Origin of the sequence: Deinococcus psychrotolerans, assembly GCF_003860465.1 — a bacterium.
GTDB lineage: Bacteria > Deinococcota > Deinococci > Deinococcales > Deinococcaceae > Deinococcus > Deinococcus psychrotolerans.
Map to the genome: position 1 here is coordinate 689,966 of NZ_CP034183.1, position 21,632 is coordinate 711,597.

The window sequence follows — 21,632 nt, forward strand, 5'->3', positions numbered from 1 at the left end:
CCTCTGCGGGCCGCTGCACTTCCCTTTTTAGTTTTCCATTCCACTCAGCGCTTCCGGCTGACCCATAAACAGATTGTTGATGGATTCGCACAGCGTCGGGTGGGCCAGCGTGGCGTTTCTCAGCGTTGTGGCCGTCAGCTTGCCCATCATGCCCAGTTGCAGGGCGCTCATCACTTCCCCGCCCTCCATGCCCAGCACCGTAACGCCCAGCAGTTCGTCGCTGGCATCGTCCACCACTGCCCGCATCAGTCCGGCGGTGGCGTTGGTTTCAATGGCGCGGGCCACATTTTTCATCGGCAGGGTGTAGACGCGGGTGGGGCGACCAAGTTTGAGGGCGGCTTGGCGGTCGATCCCGACGCGGCCCAGTTGCGGATCGGTGAAGAGGGTGTACGGCACATAGCGCCCGCTGATGCTGCGCTCCTTGCCGTGCAGCAGGGCGTCCCGAACGACGCGGTAATCGTCGTAGGAGATATGGGTAAATGCTGGCCCGCCTTTGATGTCGCCCAGCGCATACACCCGTTCGGCAGCCAGCAAGTGATCGTCCACGACAATAAACCCATGCTCATCTAAAGCCGCGCCCGTGGCTTCCACATTGAGAGCGTCAGTGTTGGGAACCCGCCCAATGGCGACCAACAGATGTGAGCCGCTAAGGGTTTGCTCTTGGCCGTCTTGCTCGATTGTCAGGTGAATTGCGCCGCCGACTTTCTCGGTCTTTCGCGCTTCCGCGCCCAGCATGAACGTCACACCCTCGTCTTCCAGCACCTGTTGAAGGGCGCTCACCACGTCCTGATCTTCATGAGGAATCAGGCGCGGGCCGTGTTCAACAACAGTCACGCGGCTGCCCAAGCGGGCGTAGAGCTGAGCAAACTCAAGGCTGATGTAACCACCGCCCAAAATGAGCAAATGCTCAGGCAATTCGCGCAGCAGCAAGATGTCCTTGGAGGTCATCGCGCCTACACTGCCCAGGCCCGCCAGCTCCGGCCAGCGGGGACGCGCTCCGGCGTTGATGAACACGTAATCGGCGCTGAGCTGCTGCACGGTGCCATCATTAAGGCTGACTTCCACCTCACGCACGCCGGTAAATTTGGCCTGCCCATCCAGCAACTTCACGCCCGCTTTGAGCACGCCCGCTTTGCTGCCTTCTCGGAATTCACTGACGATGCCCTGCACGCGGTCGACGATTTGATTCAGGTCAACCGTGACGCCCCCGGCCCGCACGCCTAGCGCCTGCGAGTGCCGGGACACGTGGGCGGCCTGAGCGCTGGCAATCATGGCTTTGGTGGGGGTGCAGCCTTCGTTGACGCAAGTACCGCCGACATGTTCGCGCTCGATCAGCGTGACCTGCCAGCCCGCTTTAGACAACGCGCCCGCCAGCGGCCCGCCCGCTTGCCCCGCGCCGATAACGATGGCCGAGGGAGAAGAAGACGAGGATGCGTTGGGGGTCGGTGAGGTCATGAAAACTCCTTGAGTGAGAGAAGCTGGAGGGTGACGGGAGCAAGAAAAGCAAAAGCCGAATTTCTTCCCCACTTCGTCACCAGTTTAATCGGCTGAAACAGAGAGCTGTCATTACCCTCAGCGCTGTACCACTTTCCACTGGGCGCAGCCGCAGGGCGCTGAGGAACATCTGACCTCTGCGGCTTGTTCATGTAGGCAAGCTTCCTCAGCAAGCGGGAAGTATGACGACAGCCGCGACTTCTGCCTTCGGTGCTCGGAAGCATCTTGCAGCAATCGGCAAAAACAGGCGCGGAGTAACCAAAAAGTCCATCAAAACAATGAAATTTTTATAGATATTATCGCTTCTTCATAAATAAGAAACGAGGTAACCAGAAAGGACTTCTCTCATCTAATTTTTTGTTCTCGAGCAGAAGCTAAAGACAATTTCACAGCAGGTGACTCTGGAAATTTGATGAGAGTTTTTACCTAAGTTCTTAAAATACTCACATCAACCCTCTCTACCTTGTGTTGTCCCGGGAGAGCGGACAATTTTGTCTCTTCCGTGTTGAAGGCAATTTTTGACTTCATCCCCACGTTGACCTCCAGTTGTAATGCAGTGGTCAAAAAAGAGCTTCTTTTTTGACTGAGCGGGCAGGCCCGAGAGGTGCCATTCTGCTCGAAAACCAACGGGAGCGAAGTAAATGGAGCATTTGGAAGGGCGGCCGGTTGCACTTTCGACTCAGCCCTATTAGTCGGACAAATGCTTCAAAGCGGTGGATCAGGCTTACCACAATCAGAGCAAGTTTTTTTCTGTTCGTTGAGCGCCGGGTTTTGCGTTTGGCGTCTCTCAAGGAGTTAACACATGGCGATATTCAATTCAGTCTTCAAATTCATCTCGGCCTTGACCAAATCTGCTCAACCCAAACCCCTCCAAACCGTGTCGACTGCGCGGCCTCTGGGCATGGTTCTGGGCTTAGTCGGCGCGGCAGCATTGGCGCTGGGGACTTTGGGCACGGCGCAGGTGACGGGCGACCTCATTTTGCCGCAGCTGCCAGAAGCGGGCCTGACCCAAACAGCGGTGCAAAGTGTACTGGGTCTTGGCGAGCCGACGCTGCCCGACGAAGTGGCGGCCAGCCGCACTCGGGGAGCAACGCGCACGGTCAAGGCCACCGCCTACAACAGCGAAGTCGGTCAGACGGACAACAGTCCGTTTATCACGGCGACTGGCACACGGGTACGCCCCGGCGTCATTGCGCTCAGCCGCGATTTGCTGCGCATTTTCCCTTACGGCAGCCGCGTCACCTTACAGGACAGCGCAGGGCTTCTCAACGGCCGAGTTTTCATCGTCGAAGACACCATGAATGTACGGATGGCCAATACCGTTGACATCTGGATGGGCAGCCGCGCTCAGGCGCTGGCCTGGGGTTCACGCACCGTCAAAATCACGGCACTGCGCTAAATTCTTCAATCAATCCCTAAAATTTCACAAAGTTATCTCCAGTCCCTCATGAGAAACCAAGCCCCCGTGCTTGGTTTTCTCTCATTGTTCGAGCGGCCAAGCAAGGCCCAGTTCGACAAGAGGAGCCAGAACTGCCGTTGAAGATGAGATTTGAGAGCATTTCTCTTATTTTTTGCACATCATACTTCTTTAGGCTTTGAAACGCTGCGGCTGAGCGACTTGGCTCCTCGGCCCGCTTATTGACCGTTCCAAGCTTGAGAGAGGCTGCTCAGGGCAGACGCTGAGCCGGATAAACAACGATTGACACAGCGCTCATCCAATTTAGGTTGAGTTGAGAATGCACAAAAAGAGTCAGCGGCACGGCAACAGGGAGTTGAATGCGGAAAAAAATGCAGTTGGTGAGCGCGGTGGCTTTTGGCTTGTATGGACTCGCAGCAGCGCAGAGCAGTGAACACACCACTCAAGCGTCCAAAGAGCAGGCTGCGCCCAAGCAGGCACTCAAAGCCGCCGCCACGCCGCTGCCCCTCAGCTTGAGCGGCAGCTTGACCCAGCAGCTCACCCGCGCCGCCCTGATCATTCACGGTCAAGCGCCGCTGTGGCCTGCTGAGCTAAAGCCAGAAGTCAAGGCCGCTCCAGCCGTTCCATCTGCGGCCACCAAAACTGCGGTTTCCAAGGGAACGCCGGGCGCTCCGCTCCCCGCCTTCAGTGTCGCCACGTTGCCGCAACTGCCCAGCGGCGCTTTGATTGGACAGGTGGTGAGTCAGGCCGCGGGGTCGGCAGAAAGTAAACCCGTGCAGACTTCACCCGTTCAGGCCAAGGCCGCCCCGACCAAACTGGCGACTCTGAACGCCGCTCCAGTCGTTCAAGAGCAGCTTCAGCGCCAGCTAGAGGTCAGTGCCGCTGTTACCCAAATTGCGGCGTTGGCAGCTCAGCCCGCGCCTCAAGTCAAAGCGCCTGTGGCTGCGCCCAAGCCGGAGGCCAAACTTCAAGTCAAGCCCCAGGTTGCCGCGCCCAAACCGCAACCCGTCAAAGCGCCCAGAGCCGTCAACACTCCGGCCAACTCGCCTGTCGTCAGCAGGCCGCAACAACGCGGCTACAGCCGAGTGGTCAAGGCCACCGCCTACAGCAGCGACGTGGGACAAACCGACAACAGCCCTTTTGTCACGGCGACCGGCACGCGGGTACGCCCCGGCGTGATTGCGCTCAGCCGCGATCTGCTGCGTATTTTCCCTTACGGCAGCCGCGTGACCTTGCAGGACAGTGCGGGCCTGCTCAACGGCCGCACCTTCATCGTCGAAGACACCATGAACGTGCGGATATCCAACACCATCGACATCTGGATGGGCAGCCGTGCCCAAGCCTACCAATGGGGTGTGCGTAGCGTGACGATTACCGCCGTTCGCTAGAGCAAGGCGCACCCACACGTCAACGTAAAGAGCGCTGCCGCTGCGAGTCTGCGGGCCAGCGCTCTTCTGCTATCCTCGCAGGACGTGCCCGCACCTTCCCGACCTCCTGCTCCCACTTCGCTGCCGTTGACGCTGGCCCGCGCCCATTTGCGGCGGCGGCGCACCCAAAACTTGAGCACGGTGCTGGGCATCGCCGTCGGCGTGATGGTGCTGATTGCGGCGCTGAGCCTAACCAACGGCTTTACCGGCGCTCTTATTCAGGCGACTTTGCGGGCCACGCCCCACCTGAGTCTGACCCGTTTCACGCCCGGCGGCGCTGATCCTGAAATGGAAAAAGCGCTGCGGCAAAACAAAGACGTCGTGGCCTTTATGCCGTTTCTGGCCGATAAAGGCTTACTGACCCGGCCGGCCTCAGACGGACGCGGCGCGGGGCTGGATTTTGCCACGCTGTTTGGCGTCAGTGCCGAAGCGGGTAAAGTGCTGGGCCTCCCGCCCGAGGAAAGTCAGTTGCTGGCGACCCTCAAGCCCAATGAAGTGCTGCTGGGAAGCGCCCTTGCCCAGAGCCTCGGCGCTTTTCAGGGTCAGGAGTTGCGCTTGCTGGCGGGCAGCACCCAGCGCCGCAGCGCCCTTAAGGTGGCGGGCATTTTCCGCAGCGGCAATTACCTGATCGACAGCGCTTACGCCTTCGTGCCGCTGGGCACCTTGCAGCAAATTCAGGGCAACACCCATATCAGCGGCTACCAAGCCCGCCTCAAAGACCCCGACCTCGCGCCGCAGGTGGGTCAAACGATCAGTCGCGCCCTGCCGTACAGCAGCTTGCCCTGGCAAAATCTCTACGGCTCGCTGCTCGACCAGCTCAAGTTACAAAAGCAGGTCATCGGCTTCGTGGTGTTTTTGATCGTAATCGTGGCGGCGTTCGGCATCGCCAACGTGCTGACGCTGACCGTCTTTGAAAAAACGCCGGAGATCGCCATTTTGCGGGCGATGGGCGCGTCGCGCCGGCAGATCATCTGGGCGTTTGTCTGGCAGGGAGCAGCCCTCGGCGCGGCGGGCTTGCTGCTGGGCAATGTGCTGGGCCTGGCCATCAGCTTGTATTTTACCTGGCGGCCTTTTCAAATTCCCGGCGACCTTTATTTCATTACCGCGCTGCCGGTACAGGTGCGCCTGAGTGATCTGCTGTGGGTCAATGCACTGGGCATCAGCACCACGCTGCTGGCGGCGCTGCTTCCAGCACGGCGGGCAGCGGGCATCGAGCCGGCACGGATTATTCGCTAAAAGGGCAGCGCTCTTCCCAAGGCCGGAACAAAAAAGCTGCCTGCCGATGAAAGCGTTTTGCCTACTCTCAGAGCGTGCTGGCCTGATCGCCGTAGAGGTAGCCCAGATCCATCACCCGTTCCAAAAACAAGCGCACCAAGTCGCCCTCGAAGGCGCGGCCCGATTCGCGGATCAGGTACTCGCCGGCAGCGGCGGGTGTCCAAGCCGTTTTGTAGGAGCGGTCACTGGTCAGCGCGTCAAAAACGTCGGCGATCATCACGATGCGGGCGAGAAGAGGAATCTGGTCTTCCCGCAGTCCGGCGGGATAACCTTGGCCGTCCCAGCGCTCATGGTGGTGAAGCACGGCGTCACGGGCAGCGTCGGGCAAAAAGTCAAGCTGCCCCAAAATTTCTGCGCCCCACTGCGGATGCTGGAGAACCACGCCGAATTCCTCAGCGCTCAGCGGCCCAGTTTTGATCAGGATGTGTTGAGGAACGCGCACTTTGCCCACGTCGTGCAGCGTCGCGCCCCAGCGCAGCGCACTCAGGTCTTGTTCGCTCAGGCCATAAGCCTGACCCAGCCGAACGGCATACGACACCATCCGCTTGACGTGGTGGCTCTGGAACGTATCGAGGGTGGTGCCCAAGCAGGTGATGGTCTGCTCCAAAGCAACCTCGGCGCGGCGCAACTTCTCGCTGCGCTCATAGATCTCGCGCTCTCTGGGGCCGGGCAGCTCCAGACTGCCGCCGGTGCCGCCCTCGCCGCGCTGCCAAACGAGTCGAACCCGCTTCGACAAGCCGCCGCGCCCAATCGACGCTTCCTCGCAAACACCGCTCTGTGCATACAAGCCCTGGGGGTGGCTGCTGGGCGGCAACTTGACAAATTGGTGCAGCGGGCGGCCCAGCACCTGCTCGGGCCGCAGGCCGGTGACACCTTGCCAATTGCCGCCGAGCCGAATCAGGATGCCCGCTTGATCGAGCAAAAACAGCGCCGATGGCTGCAAGGCCAGGAGCTCGGCGTCATTGGCCTCGATGTCTGGTTGCTGGCCTTGCACCGACGGACGCTCTGGAAGACTCGCCTGTTCGGTCGCGCCGAGATCGTCAAAAGGGTAGCGGCTGAAGGGCCCGCTCAACCCTCATCACGCCTTGGCCGTGGTGCTGATTTGTTGTCGGGCCAGACGTTCATGGCCTTATTCTATGTCAATTTATTTGACAGAATTCTGACTGAATCCGACTCTTGGTGTTTGGCCTGCTCCAAACGCAACCCAGAGCGGCGTAAACAAACCTGCCGTGGCCGGTACGCTTTGCCGCTAAAGTGCGGGGCATGTTGCGTGTGTTTTTTGTAGGAGACGTCTACGGCAAGCCCGGCAGGCGGGTGCTGGCCGAGCAGCTACCCAAGCTGCGCTCCAACTTTGATTTCATCATCGTCAACGGCGAAAACGCGGCGGGCGGTTTTGGCCTCAACCGCGAATCGTTTGAACTCATCACGGGCGCGGGCGCGGACGCGGTGACGCTGGGCAACCACGCTTGGCACCATAAGGAAGTCTACGGGCTGCTCGACGACCCACGCCTGATTCGCCCACTGAATATGCCCTCCGGCACGCCCGGACGCGGCTGGAGCACTTTTGAGGTCGGCAGTGAGCGCGTCACGGTGGTCAATCTGCTGGGACGGGTCTTTATGGAAGCTGTTCACAATCCCTTTTTGGTGATGGATAGACTGCTGGGACAGCCCGATCTGGGCAGCGTGTTTGTGGATTTTCACGCCGAGGCCACCAGCGAAAAAGCCGCGCTGGCTTGGCACTTAGATGGGCGGGTTGCCGCCGTGATCGGCACCCATACCCACGTGCCCACCGCCGACAGCCGAATTTTGCCGCGCGGCACCGCCTTTCAGACTGACGCCGGATTCACTGGCCCAGCACACAGCATCATCGGCGCTGACCCGGAAGGCCCCATCCAAAAATTCCTGACCGAGCGCCCCCACCGCTTCGGCGTCAAAGAAGGCCCAGCCGAACTCAACGGCGTGATGCTTGAATTGGAGAACGGCAAAGCCCTGACGATTGAGCGCTACCACTACGAAGAGTGAGTAGTCCCTGAGTAAAGCTGAAGTTCGTGGTTCTTCTTTACCGTCCCCCTTCTCTCTCAATCCTCAACACCTACGGAGAAACGCATGGGCATTCGTGACGACGTCAATTTACTGGGCCGCACCCTTGGACAAGTTCTCAAAGAGCAAGAAGGCGAAGGCTTTTACAACTTGGTGGAACAAGTTCGGGCGCTGGTGCGCCGGGCCCGCAGTGGTGAAGGTTCAGCCGAATTACAAACGCTGATCGCCGATCTCAAGGTCGGAGACGCCGAAAACTTGGTGCGGGCTTTTACCTGGTACTTCCAACTGGTCAATTTGGCCGAGGAATACGAACGGGTACGGGCCTTATCAGAGCGCAAAGGCGTGCGTTCACAGAGTTTGGAGCAGGCCTTGACCGATCTCAAGGAGCTGGGCCTCAGCGCCGAGCAAACCGAAGCCTTGATCGAGCGCGTCGATTTGGGCCTGACCTTTACCGCCCATCCCACCGAGATGCGGCGGCGCACGGTTCGCAACCACTTGGTCGAAGTCGCCGAAACCATTCCCGATTTGGGCGACAGTGACAGCGCTGAGGAAGCCACCGCCCGCGTTGCGGCACACATTGAAGCGATGTGGGCCACGCCCGAGCTGCGCCGCCTCAAGCCCACCGTCCAAGACGAAGTCAAGGGCGGGCTGAGCTACCTGCCCACCATTGCTCAGGCGCTACCGAGGTTGCAACGCGATTTGGAGCGGGCTTTTGTGCATGTATACGGCCAGCGCAGCGACGCTAAATTGCCGCTGAGTTTCAGCTCGTGGATGGGCGGCGACCGCGACGGCAACCCGTTCGTGACGCCGGAAGCCACCCGCGAAACGCTCTCTCTGCACCGCGAACGCGCCCGTGAGTTGCTGCTGACTCACATTCGTCAGGCCTATACCGACCTCAGCCAAGCCGATCATCTTCAGGATGAGGGCGGCGAAGAACCGTACCGCCAGACCCTGCGCGACCTCCACGACGCGGTGCGCGGCGGAGAGCCGGTGGAACTGCTGCCCACTTTGGAAGCTTTGGACGCCAGACTGCGCCAAGACGGTCAAGCCCGCAGCGCCGACCAACTGCTGACTCCGCTGCTGACAGTGGCCCGCACCTTCGGGCAGCATCTGGTGAGCTTGGACGTGCGCGAACACAGCCAACTGACCGGCGCGGCGGTGGCCGAACTCCTTAAAGAAGCGGGCGTGTCAGAAAACTACACCGGCCTCCCTGAACACACCAAGTTGGAAGTGCTGGCCGCCGAACTCAGGTCGCGCCGCCCCCTCTGGCCTGCCAATTGCCCCTTTCCCGACGAGCTGGAGCGCACCATCGGCCCAATCCGCGAGGTGCAGCAGGCCGTCGCGCTGGTCGGCCCCCGCGCTTTTGGCCGCTACATCATCAGCATGAGCGAGTCGGTCAGCGACATTTTGGAGCCGCTGCTGCTGGCCCGCGAAGTCGGCTTTAGGATTTTACCGGTGCCGCTATTTGAAACGCTGGGCGATTTGGAACGCGCTCCCAGCGTGATGTGGGAGCTGCTCTCGCTGCCGGAATACCGGGCGGTGCTGGCAGGAGACGTGCAAGAAATTATGCTGGGCTACTCGGATTCCAACAAAGACGCCGGATTTCTGGCGGCCAACTGGGCCCTCCACGAAGCGCAGCGCAAAGTCAGCGCGGTGTGCGAGCAAGCCGGCGTGCCGTGGCGGTTTTTTCACGGGCGCGGCACCAGCATCGGGCGAGGCGGCGGGCCAGCTTCACGGGCGATACTGGGGCAACCCGCCGGAACCATCGACGCCGGACTGCGGATCACCGAGCAGGGCGAAGCGCTGTCCGACAAATACAGCCACCCGATTTTGGCCCACCGCAATTTGGAGCAAGCCCTCTACGGCCTTCTGCTCTCGGCGGCGCGGCCCAAAGCCGATTTGCCCGCGACCTGGACAGACGCCCTGACACGGGCCAGCAAAATCAGCGCCCAGACGTACCGCGACTTGGTGGAAGACGCGCACTTTTTGCCGTTCTTTGAAGCGGTGACGCCAATTCACGAAATCTCGCGCCTGAACATCGCCTCGCGCCCGGTTCGCCGTCCGGGTGCGCCCACCCTGAGCAACCTCCGGGCCATTCCGTGGGTGATGAGCTGGACGCAAAACCGCGCCAACTTGCCGGGCTGGTACGGCTTGCCGGAAGCGATTGAAGCGGTTGGCCCCGAGCTGGCGCGGGAAATGTATCAGCAGTGGCCATTTTTCCGCAGCATGCTGGACAACGCGCAGATGGCGCTTGCCAAGAGCGATCCGCTGATTTTTGAAGATTACCTGAGCTTAGGCGGTGCGGGCAGCGAACTGGCCGAGAGATTGCAAACCGCTTACACCAAAGCGGTGCAGCAGGTAGAAAGCGTGGTGGGCGGCGAGCTTCTGCACAACGAGCCGCGTCTGAAAGAAAGCATTGGGCTGCGCAACCCTTACATCGACCCAATTCACCGCATTCAAGTGGAGTTGCTGCGCCGCTCGCGGGCCGAGGAAGGCGGCCTGGACACCTATGAGCGTCCGCTGCTGCTGAGCGTACAGGGCATCGCGGCGGGGGTGCGGAACACAGGATAAAGTTTTGTGCTTGGCGTGATAAGAGCCGTTGTCTGGGTAAAGCCAAAGGTGCAGATTGACCCAGCCCGCTCGCCCGCTTACCATGAGGGCAGGCCCGCAGGAAAGGCCGAATCCATCTCACGGCGAACGCGAGGACAGTAGACGGAGCAAGCAGAGTCATGAGCGAGTCAGGGGCGGTGAAAGCCTGACGAATCTGCGCTCCGCCGAACATCACCTCCCGCGCCGAGCGAAGAAAGGCCGCCAGTACCGAGCACAAGCGTCGTTGCTGCGGCTGATTAGAACGCTCCGGACACCCCCCGGCAGAGGGTCTTCAACGAGGTCGCTCACACCGGGCGGCGAAGTTGGGTGGCACCACGCACACGTCTATTCAAGGCGGCGCGTCCCAGCAGTTTAGGGACAGCGCTGCTTTTTTGGTTTGCCGCTCAGCAAGTTGCTCGAAAGGAGAGTCCAGTATGCACATGACCGACATTCCCTTTGGCGTCACCGATTGGGCCAGCCTCCCGGCCACCCAACACCCGGGCATTACGGGTCAGGCCTACTGGCGCACCCAGCAGTTCGGCACAGTTCGGGTGCGCCAGGTGGACTACACAGCAGGCTACTTGGCTAACCACTGGTGCAGCAAAGGCCACATTTTGCTGGTGCTCAACGGCGAACTGCACACTGAATTGGAAGACGGCCGCACTTTTACGCTGACGGCGGGCATGAGCTACCAAGTCGCCGACCGAGCCGAAGCCCACCGCTCCAGTACAAAGAGCGGAGCCAAATTATTCATCGTAGATTAATTCAACTTTAAAGGAGCCGAGATGACCACACCGTCCAAAACAACCTTCCAAGCTGTTCAACAAAACCCCAAATTTCCCGAACTCGAAGAACACATCTTAAAGTGGTGGGCCGAAAACAAAGTCTTTGAGCGCTCACTTGAGCAAACCAAAGGCCAGCCGCTGTATACCTTTTACGAAGGGCCGCCTACCGCCAACGGCCAGCCGGGTGTTCACCACGTGCAGGCCCGCAGCTTCAAAGACTTGTTTCCACGCTTTAAAACCATGCAGGGCTTTCATGTGCCGCGCAAAGCCGGCTGGGATACCCACGGCCTGCCAGTGGAAATCGGTGTAGAGAAAAAACTGGGCCTCAACTCTAAGCGCGAAGTAGAAGCTTACGGCATTGACAAGTTTAATGCCGAGTGCCGCCAAAGTGTTTTTGCCTATGAAGGCGAGTGGCGCAAATTTACCGAGCGGATGGGCTACTGGGTCGATTTGGACGACGCTTATATGACGCTCAACAAAGATTACATCGAGAGCATTTGGTGGAGTGTCAAACAGCTTCAAGAAAAGGGACTGCTCTATAAAGGCTTTAGGGTCGCGCCGTATTGCCCCAAAGATGGTACGACGCTCAGCAACGCCGAGGTCAGTGAGGGCTACAAAGACATCCAAGACCCCAGCATCTATGTCACCTTCGATTTGACTGAGCCTGAGACAGTGGGATTGGAAGAGGGCGCGGCCTTTTTGGTGTGGACGACAACGCCGTGGACTTTGCCATACAACGTCGGCGTAGCGATTCACCCCGACTTTGAATATGTGGCGGCAAAAGACAAAGACGGCAAGATTTTAATCTTGGCCCGCTCGCTGCTGGTTGAAGTGTTGGGCGAAGAAGCAGAAGTCATCAAATCTTTTAAGGGTAGCGAGCTTGACCGCGTTTCTTACTCTCCCCCATTCACCGAAGCGTATGAAGCCGAGGGCGAAGGCAAAACAGTCTGGATGAGCGGTTTAGACACCTACGTCTCCGATTCTGACGGCACTGGCATCGTGCATACTGCCCCTGCCTTTGGTGAAGACGACATGCGCTTGGCCCGCAATTACGGCTTCCCAGTCATCGTGGGCGTGGATAATGAAGGCAAGCACCGTTACGGCCCGTGGAAAGGGGTGTTTTTTAGAGACGCCAACCAAGACATCATCCGTGATTTGAGAGCCAAAGGCGTGATGTGGAAAGAAAAGAACTTTCTGCACTCTTACCCTCACTGCTGGCGCTGCGGCACACCGCTGATGTATTACGCCACCGAAAGTTGGTATTTGAACAACACTTCGCTCAAAGAGCGCCTGATCGAACTCAATCAAACCATCAACTGGCACCCACCACACATCAAAAACGGTCGGTATGGTGGCTGGCTGGAAAACTTGATCGACTGGAACCTCTCGCGCAGCCGCTACTGGGGCACGCCACTCCCAATCTGGGAAAATGAAGACGCCAGCAAATACAAAGTGATCGGCAGTTATCAGGAGCTGGCCGAACTGAGTGGACGCAGCGAACTGACGGGGCCAGATTTTGATCCGCACCGCCCTTACGTGGACGATATCTCGTTTGAATTTGAAGGCGAAACATACAAGCGAGTGCCTTACGTGATGGACGTGTGGTACGACTCCGGCTCTATGCCGTTCGCACAACACCATTATCCATTTGAAAACAAGCAGAAATTTGAGGAAGGCGGCTTCCCCGCTGATTTCATCGCCGAAGCGATTGATCAGACACGGGGTTGGTTCAACAGTCTGCACCAGATCGGCACGATGGTGTTCGATTCGGTGGCCTACAAGTCGGTGATCTGTTCGGGGCACATCTTGGATGAAAAAGGCCTCAAGATGTCCAAGAGTAAGGGCAATATCGTCAACCCCTGGGACGTGTTCGAGCAGTACGGCGCGGACGCAGCCCGCTGGTACATGTACGTGTCCGCACCGCCGGAACTCAGCCGCCGATTCGGGATGAACTTGGTGGGCGAGGCCTTCAGAAGCTACTTTCTCACGCTCTGGAACACCTACAGCTTCTTCGTGCTGTACGCCAACTTGGACAACCCCGACCTCAGCGCCGCGCCGCCGGTGGCCGAGCGCCCTGAAGTTGACCGCTGGCTGATGGCCAAGCTGCAAACCTTGATTCAGACCGTCACCGAGCGGTTGGAACATTACGACCCGACCGGCTCCAGCCGCGCCTTGCAAGACTTTGTCACCGAGGATTTGAGCAACTGGTACGTGAGGCGCAATCGCCGCCGCTTTTACAGTCAGGAAGGCGTGGACGTCAGCGCTTACGCCACGCTGCACGCCGCGCTCAAGACCGTGACGCTGCTGACCGCGCCGTTCACGCCGTTTCTGGCCGAGACGCTGTATCAGAATCTGGTGCGGAGTGTGGACACCTCAGCGCCGCAGAGTGTGCATCTGGCAAGCTGGCCTGTCGTGGACGAAGCGCTGAGTGCGCCGAGCTTGGTGGGCGAAATGGACGCGGTGCTGCGGGTCGTCGGCCTCGGGCGGGCGGTGCGCGGGCAAAGCGGAATGCGTCAGCGCCAACCCCTGCCGCGCGTGATGCTGCGGGCCAGAAGCGGCGAGATGACGCAGGCACTGGGCCGCTTTGCCGAGCAGATCAAAGAAGAACTCAACGTTAAGGAAGTGGAGCTGCTGGATCAGTATGCCGAGCTGGTCAGCTATCAGTTGCGCCCAAATTTACCGCTGCTGGGCAAGAAGTTCGGCAAGGCCGTGCCGCAAGTCCGTGCTGCCCTCAGTGCCGCCGACGCTTCCGAGATCGCCCGCGCCGTGCGCGACGGACAGCAATTTGAAGTCATAGCGCCAGACGGTCAGCGCTTCGAGCTGGGGCCGGACGAGGTGCTGGTGGACGCCAAATCACCGGAAGGCTTCGCCGCGATGGAAGAGGCCGGTTATTTGGTGGCCTTCGATACCACCCTCACCCACGACTTAGAGCTGGAAGGCTTGGCCCGCGATCTGGTGCGCGGCATTCAGGACGGGCGCAAGAAGGCCGGATTCGAGGTGTCTGACCGAATCACCCTGCACCTTGAACTGAGCGGCAAGGCCAGAGAAGCCGCCGAAGTCTGGCAGGAATATTTGATGTCGGAGACGTTGGCCGAGACGCTGGTGTTCGGCGCGGCTTCAGGCTTCGCCGCAGAGGTGGAAGGCGGCGCGGCGTACCTGGAGAAGCTGGAGCGCAGCGGCGAACTGGCCGACGACCACGTTGAGGCGTGAATATGCCGCAGCCCAGAGCCATACAGTCCATCAACAAAGACACCACCCTTTGCATCTCGCTGGCGGGCAGGCCCGGTAACTTCGGCACCCGCTTCCACAACTTCTTGTACGCCGAGCTCAACCTCGATTATGTCTACAAGGCGTTCACGACGACTGACCTCGCGGCGGCCATCGGCGGGGTGCGGGCGCTGGGGATTCGCGGCTGCGCGGTGTCGATGCCGTTCAAGGAAGCCTGCATTCCGCTGCTGGACGAACTGACGCCCTCCGCCGCCATCGGCTCGGTCAATACCATCGTCAATGACGGCGGCTTTTTGCGGGCCTACAACACCGATTACTTGGCGGTTCGGCAGTTGATCGCTCAGTACCAGCTTGCACCTGAAACGCCGTTTGCTCTACGTGGCAGCGGCGGCATGGCCAAAGCGGTGGCGGCGGCGTTCCGGGACGCGGGCTTCGGGCGGGGCGTGATCGCGGCCCGCCATGCCGAGAAAGGATCAGCGCTGGCACGGGAATGCGGGTACAGCTGGCAAGCCGAGCTGGGCGAATTCAGGCCGGAGTTGCTCATCAACGTGACGCCCATCGGCATGGCGGGCGGCGCGGAGGCAGAGCGGCTGGCCTTCGAAGCAGACGCCGTCGCACACGCTCAGCTGGTGTTCGACGTGGTGGCCCTGCCCGCCGAGACGCCGCTGATTCGGGCGGCGCGGGCGGCAGGCAAACGGGTCATCAGCGGCGCAGAAGTGGCCAGCTTGCAGGCCCTAGAACAGTTCGTGCTGTATACCGGCGTGCGGCCCAGCCCCGAGCAAGCGGCGCGGGCGGCGGCCTTTGCCCACAACACGGCTGCCCACGACACCGCCGCCCAGAGCTGAGGGGATGCCCTCTCCCACCTACTTACGCAGCATCTGCACGGTGCCGCTGACGCCGGACACCGACGCCCGCGACCCGGCGCTATGGGCGCGGGTGTTCACCGGTTGGCAATTTCAGGAGCTGGACAACTTGGAAGCGCTTGACCGGGTGATTGAGTTGATTCGCCCAAGTCACCAAACCGAAGTGCGGCGCGGCCTACTGGTGTACGCCACTTGGCCGCAGGCCTCCGGCACCTTGCCAGCGCTGGTCAATTTGAGTGCCGATGGGCGGTTCGTGACGCTGCGGGTGTTTGCCAGCCACCTGACCGAAGTGCAGCGCCGCAGCGAGCAGCTCACGGAAAAGTTGTTGCGGGAAAAGGCCTTTAGCTTGCCTGAGGAGGTGCGCATCCGGGTGGCGATCAACTTGGACGGCGTCGCCACCGATTTGACGGCGGGGCGGGTCAACGTGCGGCGCGGCGGAGCACTCAGGAGCTTTTATGAAGTCAACAAGTACGCGCTGAACGTGACTTCGCTTGTCTTGGTCGTGACACTGCTGATTTTTTTGCTGGTCACGCCCGACAGCAATTTCACGCCGCTGGGCAAGTTCTACGGCCTTTCCGGACGCATCTTGTCGGCGGTGCTGCTTAATGCCCTGCTGCTGGTTTCACAGTTTCTGTTTTTTGCCCGCCACCGGCAAGTCATCGACTGGGAGAAGCCGTGACCTGGGAGAGGCACTGGAGAGCATCTGCCCGCTCCTCCTTCTGGTCGAGCAGCGGCTCAAAAGCTTGGTACGCCTCTATATTGTGAAAATGCCGGACATACAGGGGCCCGTCGGCAGCGTTCTCATACAGGGCAGCCTGTACATCCAGCACGCGCCAAAGCTTGACGCTCAGCGTTTCACCAGCTCCATTTTGATAATGGGTTTCCTGCTGCTGAGCACGGGCCAGAACCGCAGCTTGAGCTTCCTCCAGCGTACTGCTGGAAAGAAAATGAAACTCTTCACTGTATAGAATTTCATCACTCATCAAGTTATGGGTCTCAAACAGCAACAGAGCGCAGTATAAATTCGCTTTAGTCTCTACAGAATCGGGCATTGTTCAAAATCCTCCACGCCGTTTTCTAAGTTAACCGATTCTACCGTGAAGGTGTGAGCTGAGAAGACAGCTTCAGCTTAGACTGACCGCACCATGAGGAGTCCACCTATGCCACGCATCTGGAAATTCGGCGACAGCGTCAACACCGATGACATCCTCCCCGGCAAGTTCGCGCCGTTCATGGCCGGTGAGGACGTGTTTCAAACCTTTGCCTTTCACTACATCCGCCCCGAATTCGCCGCCGAGGTTCGGCCCGGTGATTTGCTGATCGGTGGCAAAAACTGGGGACTGGGCAGCAGCCGCGAGTACGCTCCCGCCGCGCTCAAAAAGTTGCAGGTCGGCGGCATTATCGCGCCGAGTTTTGCCCGCATTCATTACCGCAATTTGCTGAATTTGGGCATTCCCGCTTTTGAAGCCGATCTGATGAGCGTTCTCCAAGACGGGGACGAGGTGAACTTAGACCTGGCCACCGGCGAACTCCGGCGCGGCACGGAGGTTTTTCAGCTCCCACCCGCCCCAGAATTTCTGCGCGAGGCGCTGAGTGAAGGCAGCATTCTGGACTTTTACAAAAAGCACCAGCGCTTTCCCGGCGAGAAGGCCTGAGCCTCCCCGGGCCCTGAGCCGCTTTTCCCCTAAACTGTTGTATGGCGATTTTGGAAATTGACTGCCCCATCTGCGGGGAAGTGCTGGAACTCAGCGACGAGGACAGAACCGAGCTTGAAGTCGGTGACGCGATTGTCTGCGAAAATTGCAACGCTGAAATGGAAGTGACCCGCAACGCCGAGCAAGAATTTGAAGTGGAACTGCTGGGCATTTTGACCACCTGTCCCAACTGCGCCGAAGAATTCGATGTGACCGAGGAGATGCTTGCCGCCGCGCCCACATTGCAAAACGGAAGCGGCGAGGAAGTCAGTTTGGTGCGCTGCCCGCACTGCCAAGCGGCGGTAGAACTGTCGTTTGAGGAGCAAGCGGAAGCATAGTCCAACCCAAGTGGTCTAGATAAGTTCGGCTTTGATCTCATTTTTAATTTCGTTTGAAAGGCAAAAAGCGCTATAACCTATCAAGCGCAAAGAGATCGCCACATCACGTCGGCGGCGGATCAAGGAGAATCAACATGGCAACCATCAAATTTGAAAGCCCCGAGAGCGGCGCGATCATTGAACTCGAAAATCCCGAACTCGGTGAACTGGTCATTGACGAAGACACCGGCGCAGAGCTTGAAGTCGTCAGCCTCGACCCCCCGCGCCTCGCACCGGCTCCGCAAGAAGCCGAGGACTGGGGGGAATAAGCCGTGAGCCGTGCGCCGTAAACGGGAAACCTGCTCTGGCTCACAGCTCACCGCCCATTTTTTATGGCCGAACTCGCCATCATTTATGACCGCGTACGCCCCGACGAAAAAATGCTGTTTGAAGCACTGGACGAACTCGGCGTTCCTTACGACAAGGTCTTCGCGCCGCAACTGAGCGTCACCTTCGGTCAGCCGGTGCCGTGGAAGGTGGCTTTGGAGCGCTGCGTTTCGCAGTCACGCGGCCACGCCATCACGCGGGCGCTGGAAGGCTTGGGCGTGAGGGTGATCAACCCCTCTCACGTCATTGAGCTGTGCGGCGACAAGCTGGCGACCAACGCGGTGATGGCGCAGGCCGGACTGCCGACGCCCAAGACGGGGGTGGCATTTACGGCCGAGAGCGCTCTCGCACTCATCGACCAAATCGGCTACCCGGTGGTAATGAAGCCGACCGTGGGCAGTTGGGGCCGGATGGTCAGCAAGCTCAACGACCGCGACGCTGCCGAGGCCGTGATCGAGCACAAGGAAGTGCTGGGCGGCCCGCAACACCAGATTTTTTATGTGCAGGAGCTGATCCAAAAACCTGAACGCGACATCCGCGCCTTCGTGGTGGGCGGCGAGTGCATCGGAGCGATTTACCGCACCAGTGAACACTGGATTACCAACACCGCCAGAGGCGCAAAAGCCAGCAAGTGTGAAGTGACGCCGGAAATCGCGGATCTGGCTCTGCGGGCCGCCAAAGCGGTGAACGGCGAAATCGTGGCGATTGATTTGGTGGAAGACCCCGAGCGGGGCTTGCTGGTGATTGAAATCAATCACACCATGGAATTCAAAAACTCGGTCAGCACCACCGGCGTCAATATCCCCAAATTGATGGGCGAGTACGCCATCAAGCAGTTGACGCAGCAAGTGGGCGTTTAAACAGAAAAGTCAAATCTTAGACGCCCTCAACTCCAAAGACTCTTTGGTTTTTTGGGCGGTTTTTTACATTGTTCCAGATTGAATATCAACAAGGCGGCGAAGGGCGATTTGCTGAAGATATTGGATCTACTTTATCGCTGAACAAAAGCACAAGTCCACTCCACACACCCCAAACGCTTAGCCAATTCCCCTAATCTCTCTCAAACGGCACGCGGGGCTTTGCATTTGAAAACAATCACGCTAAACTAGCACCATGAAGCACTTCGGCCAAACCCTTGACCCCTTGGATCAGCGCATTTTAGAAGAAGTTCAGGAAGACGCCCGCTTGTCGATGCGCGAGCTGGGGCGGCGGGTGGGCTTGTCGGCCCCTGCCGTTACCGAGCGGGTGCGGCGCTTGGAAGAGGGCGGCGTAATTTTGGGCTACGGCGCACGCATCGCCAGCAAGCCGTTGGGCCGCGCCATCACCGCATTCGTGGGGGTGCAGGGAAGCGGCAAGCGCGATCCTGAATTGGTGCGCTGGGCGCAGGACAACGACGGCGTGCTGGAATGCCACTCAGTGACCGGCGATAATTCCTGCATTCTCAAAGTGGCCCTGCCGGACGTGGCCGCGCTCGAACACCTGCTCGACGAGCTGATTCAAATGGGCTTTACCTGCGACACCTCTATCGTGCTGAGCACGCCCCTCATACGAACTCGGCTCACCCCAGCACCCAGCAGCCTCAGAGCGGATTGATACTCAGCTTCAGCCCTCCCCCAGCCCCCAGCGCACCGCGCAGATTTAAGGCCTGCACCACTTCGAGTAGGTCGGCATTGGCCAGCGCGTGCTCAAAAGCAGCCATGATCTGGCTCAGATCGGCGGGTGCAGGCTGGGCGGGCTGCTCCAAGCTGCTCAGCGCCTCACGTTCCAGTTTGATGACGGCGCGGCGCTCGGCATATTCGGGTGCAGTGTACGCCCCCGCTTCGTAAGCGGCCTCTAAGCGGCTGAGCTTCCGGTCAATGACCGCGTTCATGGCTCCCAGATCAGGAGCGGGCAGGCGGGGCAACTCGACCAGATCAGGCAAGGACGCGGGCGAATCACAGGCGATTTGCAGCAATTCTCTGGTCAACGTGTGCATCAGCGCCGCTGGGTAGAGTGCACGGTGGGTACAGGTGCGCTCGGCATTGCAGCGGTCAGCACAGCCGTAGTAGTGGTAATGCCGGTTGGCTTTGATGGTGGTGTTTCCACCGATGGCCCGCCCGCACTGGGCACACGTGAGGCGGCCTTGCAGTGGGTACACGTCCGATCTGGCCCCGCGCCTGCCAGTGTTGAGGCTGCGCCGCGTCATGGCGTCCTGCGCCACTGCCCACAGTTCTGGACTGACCGACACGGTGACGTGGCAATCTCAGCTCACCGTCAACAAGACACCGACGCTGCTGATGGTGGTTCGCACCCTCTGGGACGCCTCAGAAGATAGGAGTCTGACGCCAGAGGTGCAGCCGAAATACTTCATCTGGACGAACGCACAGCAAGGCAAAACCATTACGAGCGGCTTTGGCAAGTACAAGCTGCCCGCCGATCTGCAGCCGGGGTTCTACGAGGTTCGTAGCGCGGCCACGTCGCTCAACTCGGATGCAGCAGCGTACCGGGTGCCGTTCGTCATACCGGAGAGCTGCTTTAAGGGAGGCAAGAAGTGAACGGATTTAACGAGGCGTTTGAAATCGTCATCGGCCATGAAGGCGGTTTGAGCCTTGACCCAAGGGATCGCGGAAATTGGAGCGACGGGAGCTACGGGCAAAAAGGCGGCATCCTCAAGGGCACCAAGTACGGCGTGGCCGCCCACGCTTACCCGACGCTCGACATCCGAAATCTGACCTTGGAAGATGCTCGGGCGATTTACAAACAGAACTACTGTGACAGGGCGGCTTGTGACCACCTGCCCGCGCCGCTTGCCCTAGTGGTCTTTGACACCGCCACCAACAGCGGCGTTTCGCGTGCGCTGGGCTTTTTGGCACAGACAAAAGACTGGGGGCGTTATCTCGATCTCCGCTTGCAATTCTTGCAGAGCCTCAGCTCTTGGAAAACATTCGGACGAGGTTGGACACGGCGGGTCGACACGCTCAGAACACAGGCGCAGCAGTGGCAGAACGCTGCAGCTAAGCCCACGTCACCGCCGATTGATGTCAGCTTCCCGCTTACAACTCCTCCGATCACCGTCCAGCAGGATCACCGCGTCATGCTCTCCGAGCGCGGCGCACCGTTTCAAGACGTAAGCGGCTCGAAAGTCACCATTCAGAACTCGAAAGCGGTGGTCATCAATGCCACCAGGGAGGACACATGGATCAGAGTGGACTAAATCTCGACTGGCTTGTCGCGCTGGCCGGAAGCCCCGTTTCGCTGGGCTTGCTGGTGTTTGGCCTCGTGGCAACGATTAAGCGGGACTTCGAGCGTCGCAAACCGCCGATCACTTGGAACCCTTGGCTGTGGCGCGGCATTGCGGCAGTCGTGGGCATGGCGCTGAGCTTGACCATTTACGCCGTGACTGGCAAAGCCACTTTGGGGCAACCCGGCTGGATCGGCGCGGCCCTGTTCAGCTTCTTTGCGGCTGTAGTGAGCGTGGCGGGACGGGACGGTCTCAAGACGGTGCTGGGCTATTTCGGCGGCGGCGTGGCGATTCAGGACGCGCAGCAAGTCAACATCCAGCAGCCCGGCCCACCGGCAGAAATCCCCCTCCCAGACAGCCTCGACACGGCCACGATAGACCCGAGGGCCACCATCATCATCGAGCGCCCGACAAGCGGTCTGGAGGTCATCCCATGAAAAAGAATCTGATGCTGCTGGCTCTCACTGGAATCTTTGCTCTCGCCGCCTGCTCACCACCCGCGATTCCCGCCGCTCAGGTTCAACAGCTCACCGATGATCGTCAGGGCCGCTGAGCCTGCGCCGCTGGTTCCTGCACAGCCGCCCGTGACATTCGGTGGGCCGGAACAGAGCTGGACGGAAGTCACCGCCTACCAAGCCGAGCGACCTCTCGCTGGCGATTCCTGCACAGCCACCGCGTCCAAGCTCTACACTGGCCAGATTAGCGTGATCTCTGTCGGCTGCGCTAGCGTCAGCTTCGCCACGGTGCATGTCGTCGAGGCATCCAGGCGCGATACGTCGCAGCTCATCGGGCCGCAGAATTTAGTCATCACCCAGCGGGCGCAAGGCGTGAAGATTGCTGAGCCGACCTTCAGGGTGCTAATTGAGGGGCGGCAGATTTGGCCCTGACTCGTTTAG

23 protein-coding genes are annotated in these 21,632 nt (G+C 59.7%); 19 read left to right on the forward strand and 4 right to left on the reverse strand.

Features of this window, described 5'->3' with window-relative positions:
• Nucleotides 1-27: 27 nt before the first annotated feature.
• On the reverse strand, nt 28-1,455 hold the full coding sequence (locus EHF33_RS03390) for a mercuric reductase (protein WP_124867891.1): 1,428 nt from the start codon (nt 1,453-1,455) through the stop codon (nt 28-30).
• Nucleotides 1,456-2,296: 841 nt separating this feature from the next.
• Here EHF33_RS03390 and EHF33_RS21405 point away from each other — a divergent pair.
• The 3 genes from EHF33_RS21405 to EHF33_RS03405 all read left to right on the forward strand — a co-directional run bounded on the left by EHF33_RS21405 (nt 2,297) and on the right by EHF33_RS03405 (nt 5,574).
• Nucleotides 2,297-2,893 (forward strand): RlpA-like double-psi beta-barrel domain-containing protein, encoded by a 597-nt coding sequence (locus EHF33_RS21405; RefSeq protein ID WP_124867893.1) that lies wholly within the window; start codon nt 2,297-2,299, stop codon nt 2,891-2,893.
• Between the two features lie 377 nt (nt 2,894-3,270).
• Nucleotides 3,271-4,299: a hypothetical protein gene (locus tag EHF33_RS21410; protein ID WP_241191234.1), complete on the forward strand. Its 1,029-nt coding sequence runs from the start codon at nt 3,271-3,273 to the stop codon at nt 4,297-4,299.
• Nucleotides 4,300-4,383: 84 nt separating this feature from the next.
• On the forward strand, nt 4,384-5,574 hold the full coding sequence (locus tag EHF33_RS03405) for an FtsX-like permease family protein (protein ID WP_124867895.1): 1,191 nt from the start codon (nt 4,384-4,386) through the stop codon (nt 5,572-5,574).
• Nucleotides 5,575-5,641: 67 nt separating this feature from the next.
• On the opposite strand, the gene EHF33_RS03410 is transcribed toward EHF33_RS03405, so the two are convergent.
• Nucleotides 5,642-6,685, reverse strand: coding sequence for an HD-GYP domain-containing protein (locus EHF33_RS03410; protein ID WP_124867897.1), 1,044 nt, complete (start codon nt 6,683-6,685; stop codon nt 5,642-5,644).
• A gap of 191 nt (nt 6,686-6,876) precedes the next feature.
• On the opposite strand from EHF33_RS03410, the gene EHF33_RS03415 reads away from it, so the two are divergent.
• The 6 genes from EHF33_RS03415 to EHF33_RS03440 all read left to right on the forward strand — a co-directional run bounded on the left by EHF33_RS03415 (nt 6,877) and on the right by EHF33_RS03440 (nt 15,797).
• Entirely contained in the window at nt 6,877-7,635 is a 759-nt protein-coding gene (locus EHF33_RS03415; RefSeq protein ID WP_124867899.1) for a TIGR00282 family metallophosphoesterase, read from the forward strand.
• 84 nt (nt 7,636-7,719) lie between these two features.
• On the forward strand, nt 7,720-10,224 hold the full coding sequence (locus EHF33_RS03420) for a phosphoenolpyruvate carboxylase (protein ID WP_124867901.1): 2,505 nt from the start codon (nt 7,720-7,722) through the stop codon (nt 10,222-10,224).
• A 458-nt stretch (nt 10,225-10,682) separates the two neighbouring features.
• Entirely contained in the window at nt 10,683-11,006 is a 324-nt protein-coding gene (locus EHF33_RS03425; protein ID WP_241191235.1) for a DHCW motif cupin fold protein, read from the forward strand.
• Between the two features lie 21 nt (nt 11,007-11,027).
• The gene (gene ileS, locus EHF33_RS03430; RefSeq protein WP_124867905.1) at nt 11,028-14,237 is read left to right on the forward strand and encodes an isoleucine--tRNA ligase; all 3,210 of its coding nucleotides are present in this window, start codon (nt 11,028-11,030) and stop codon (nt 14,235-14,237) included.
• Between the two features lie 2 nt (nt 14,238-14,239).
• Nucleotides 14,240-15,100, forward strand: coding sequence for a shikimate 5-dehydrogenase (locus tag EHF33_RS03435; RefSeq protein WP_124867907.1), 861 nt, complete (start codon nt 14,240-14,242; stop codon nt 15,098-15,100).
• Nucleotides 15,101-15,104: 4 nt separating this feature from the next.
• Nucleotides 15,105-15,797, forward strand: a complete 693-nt coding sequence (locus EHF33_RS03440) for a hypothetical protein (RefSeq protein WP_124867909.1) — start codon at nt 15,105-15,107, stop codon at nt 15,795-15,797.
• Here EHF33_RS03440 and EHF33_RS03445 read toward each other — a convergent pair.
• Nucleotides 15,775-16,170, reverse strand: coding sequence for a DUF4288 domain-containing protein (locus tag EHF33_RS03445; RefSeq protein ID WP_124867911.1), 396 nt, complete (start codon nt 16,168-16,170; stop codon nt 15,775-15,777). The genes EHF33_RS03440 and EHF33_RS03445 overlap by 23 nt on opposite strands.
• A gap of 108 nt (nt 16,171-16,278) precedes the next feature.
• Here EHF33_RS03445 and EHF33_RS03450 point away from each other — a divergent pair, with 108 nt between their 5' ends.
• The 5 genes from EHF33_RS03450 (at nt 16,279) to EHF33_RS03470 (ending at nt 19,109) form a co-directional block, all read left to right on the forward strand.
• On the forward strand, nt 16,279-16,773 hold the full coding sequence (locus EHF33_RS03450) for a LeuD/DmdB family oxidoreductase small subunit (protein WP_124872778.1): 495 nt from the start codon (nt 16,279-16,281) through the stop codon (nt 16,771-16,773).
• Nucleotides 16,774-16,814: 41 nt separating this feature from the next.
• Nucleotides 16,815-17,150, forward strand: a complete 336-nt coding sequence (locus tag EHF33_RS03455; RefSeq protein WP_124867913.1) for a zinc ribbon domain-containing protein — start codon at nt 16,815-16,817, stop codon at nt 17,148-17,150.
• Nucleotides 17,151-17,284: 134 nt separating this feature from the next.
• Nucleotides 17,285-17,458: a lysine biosynthesis protein LysW gene (lysW, locus tag EHF33_RS03460; protein WP_124867915.1), complete on the forward strand. Its 174-nt coding sequence runs from the start codon at nt 17,285-17,287 to the stop codon at nt 17,456-17,458.
• Between the two features lie 63 nt (nt 17,459-17,521).
• Nucleotides 17,522-18,376, forward strand: coding sequence for a lysine biosynthesis protein LysX (gene lysX / locus EHF33_RS03465; RefSeq protein WP_124867917.1), 855 nt, complete (start codon nt 17,522-17,524; stop codon nt 18,374-18,376).
• 253 nt (nt 18,377-18,629) lie between these two features.
• Entirely contained in the window at nt 18,630-19,109 is a 480-nt protein-coding gene (locus EHF33_RS03470; RefSeq protein WP_124867919.1) for an Lrp/AsnC family transcriptional regulator, read from the forward strand.
• On the opposite strand, the gene EHF33_RS03475 is transcribed toward EHF33_RS03470, so the two are convergent.
• Complete coding sequence (locus EHF33_RS03475) at nt 19,096-19,743, reverse strand: recombinase zinc ribbon domain-containing protein (protein ID WP_124867921.1); 648 nt, start codon at nt 19,741-19,743, stop codon at nt 19,096-19,098. The two genes, EHF33_RS03470 and EHF33_RS03475, sit on opposite strands and share 14 nt — an antisense overlap.
• A gap of 1 nt (nt 19,744) precedes the next feature.
• Between EHF33_RS03475 and EHF33_RS03480 the strand changes: the two genes are divergently transcribed.
• Genes EHF33_RS03480 through EHF33_RS03495 form a run of 5 tightly spaced genes read left to right on the forward strand, consistent with a single transcriptional unit; the run spans nt 19,745 to nt 21,623 of the window.
• Nucleotides 19,745-20,050: a hypothetical protein gene (locus EHF33_RS03480; RefSeq protein ID WP_124867923.1), complete on the forward strand. Its 306-nt coding sequence runs from the start codon at nt 19,745-19,747 to the stop codon at nt 20,048-20,050.
• Nucleotides 20,047-20,709: a glycoside hydrolase family 108 protein gene (locus EHF33_RS03485; protein WP_124867925.1), complete on the forward strand. Its 663-nt coding sequence runs from the start codon at nt 20,047-20,049 to the stop codon at nt 20,707-20,709. Before EHF33_RS03480 ends, EHF33_RS03485 begins: the two co-directional genes overlap by 4 nt.
• Nucleotides 20,691-21,173: a hypothetical protein gene (locus EHF33_RS03490; protein ID WP_124867927.1), complete on the forward strand. Its 483-nt coding sequence runs from the start codon at nt 20,691-20,693 to the stop codon at nt 21,171-21,173. Before EHF33_RS03485 ends, EHF33_RS03490 begins: the two co-directional genes overlap by 19 nt.
• Complete coding sequence (locus EHF33_RS21415) at nt 21,170-21,289, forward strand: YgdI/YgdR family lipoprotein (RefSeq protein WP_241191236.1); 120 nt, start codon at nt 21,170-21,172, stop codon at nt 21,287-21,289. Before EHF33_RS03490 ends, EHF33_RS21415 begins: the two co-directional genes overlap by 4 nt.
• The gene (locus tag EHF33_RS03495) at nt 21,270-21,623 is read left to right on the forward strand and encodes a hypothetical protein (RefSeq protein ID WP_124867929.1); all 354 of its coding nucleotides are present in this window, start codon (nt 21,270-21,272) and stop codon (nt 21,621-21,623) included. The genes EHF33_RS21415 and EHF33_RS03495 overlap by 20 nt, the downstream gene beginning before the upstream one ends.
• Nucleotides 21,624-21,632 lie beyond the last annotated feature (9 nt).

What these genes read in the sequence shown, in the direction of transcription:
- EHF33_RS03390 (WP_124867891.1), bottom strand. Translation starts at nt 1,455, where the DNA reads ATGACCTCACCGACCCCCAACGCATCCTCGTCTTCTTCTCCCTCGGCC.
- EHF33_RS21405 (WP_124867893.1), top strand. Translation starts at nt 2,297, where the DNA reads ATGGCGATATTCAATTCAGTCTTCAAATTCATCTCGGCCTTGACCAAA.
- EHF33_RS21410 (WP_241191234.1), top strand. Translation starts at nt 3,271, where the DNA reads ATGCGGAAAAAAATGCAGTTGGTGAGCGCGGTGGCTTTTGGCTTGTAT.
- EHF33_RS03415 (WP_124867899.1), top strand. Translation starts at nt 6,877, where the DNA reads ATGTTGCGTGTGTTTTTTGTAGGAGACGTCTACGGCAAGCCCGGCAGG.
- EHF33_RS03420 (WP_124867901.1), top strand. Translation starts at nt 7,720, where the DNA reads ATGGGCATTCGTGACGACGTCAATTTACTGGGCCGCACCCTTGGACAA.
- EHF33_RS03425 (WP_241191235.1), top strand. Translation starts at nt 10,683, where the DNA reads ATGACCGACATTCCCTTTGGCGTCACCGATTGGGCCAGCCTCCCGGCC.
- ileS (WP_124867905.1), top strand. Translation starts at nt 11,028, where the DNA reads ATGACCACACCGTCCAAAACAACCTTCCAAGCTGTTCAACAAAACCCC.
- EHF33_RS03435 (WP_124867907.1), top strand. Translation starts at nt 14,240, where the DNA reads ATGCCGCAGCCCAGAGCCATACAGTCCATCAACAAAGACACCACCCTT.
- EHF33_RS03440 (WP_124867909.1), top strand. Translation starts at nt 15,105, where the DNA reads ATGCCCTCTCCCACCTACTTACGCAGCATCTGCACGGTGCCGCTGACG.
- EHF33_RS03445 (WP_124867911.1), bottom strand. Translation starts at nt 16,170, where the DNA reads ATGCCCGATTCTGTAGAGACTAAAGCGAATTTATACTGCGCTCTGTTG.
- EHF33_RS03450 (WP_124872778.1), top strand. Translation starts at nt 16,279, where the DNA reads ATGCCACGCATCTGGAAATTCGGCGACAGCGTCAACACCGATGACATC.
- EHF33_RS03455 (WP_124867913.1), top strand. Translation starts at nt 16,815, where the DNA reads ATGGCGATTTTGGAAATTGACTGCCCCATCTGCGGGGAAGTGCTGGAA.
- lysW (WP_124867915.1), top strand. Translation starts at nt 17,285, where the DNA reads ATGGCAACCATCAAATTTGAAAGCCCCGAGAGCGGCGCGATCATTGAA.
- lysX (WP_124867917.1), top strand. Translation starts at nt 17,522, where the DNA reads ATGGCCGAACTCGCCATCATTTATGACCGCGTACGCCCCGACGAAAAA.
- EHF33_RS03470 (WP_124867919.1), top strand. Translation starts at nt 18,630, where the DNA reads ATGAAGCACTTCGGCCAAACCCTTGACCCCTTGGATCAGCGCATTTTA.
- EHF33_RS03490 (WP_124867927.1), top strand. Translation starts at nt 20,691, where the DNA reads ATGGATCAGAGTGGACTAAATCTCGACTGGCTTGTCGCGCTGGCCGGA.
- EHF33_RS21415 (WP_241191236.1), top strand. Translation starts at nt 21,170, where the DNA reads ATGAAAAAGAATCTGATGCTGCTGGCTCTCACTGGAATCTTTGCTCTC.
- EHF33_RS03495 (WP_124867929.1), top strand. Translation starts at nt 21,270, where the DNA reads ATGATCGTCAGGGCCGCTGAGCCTGCGCCGCTGGTTCCTGCACAGCCG.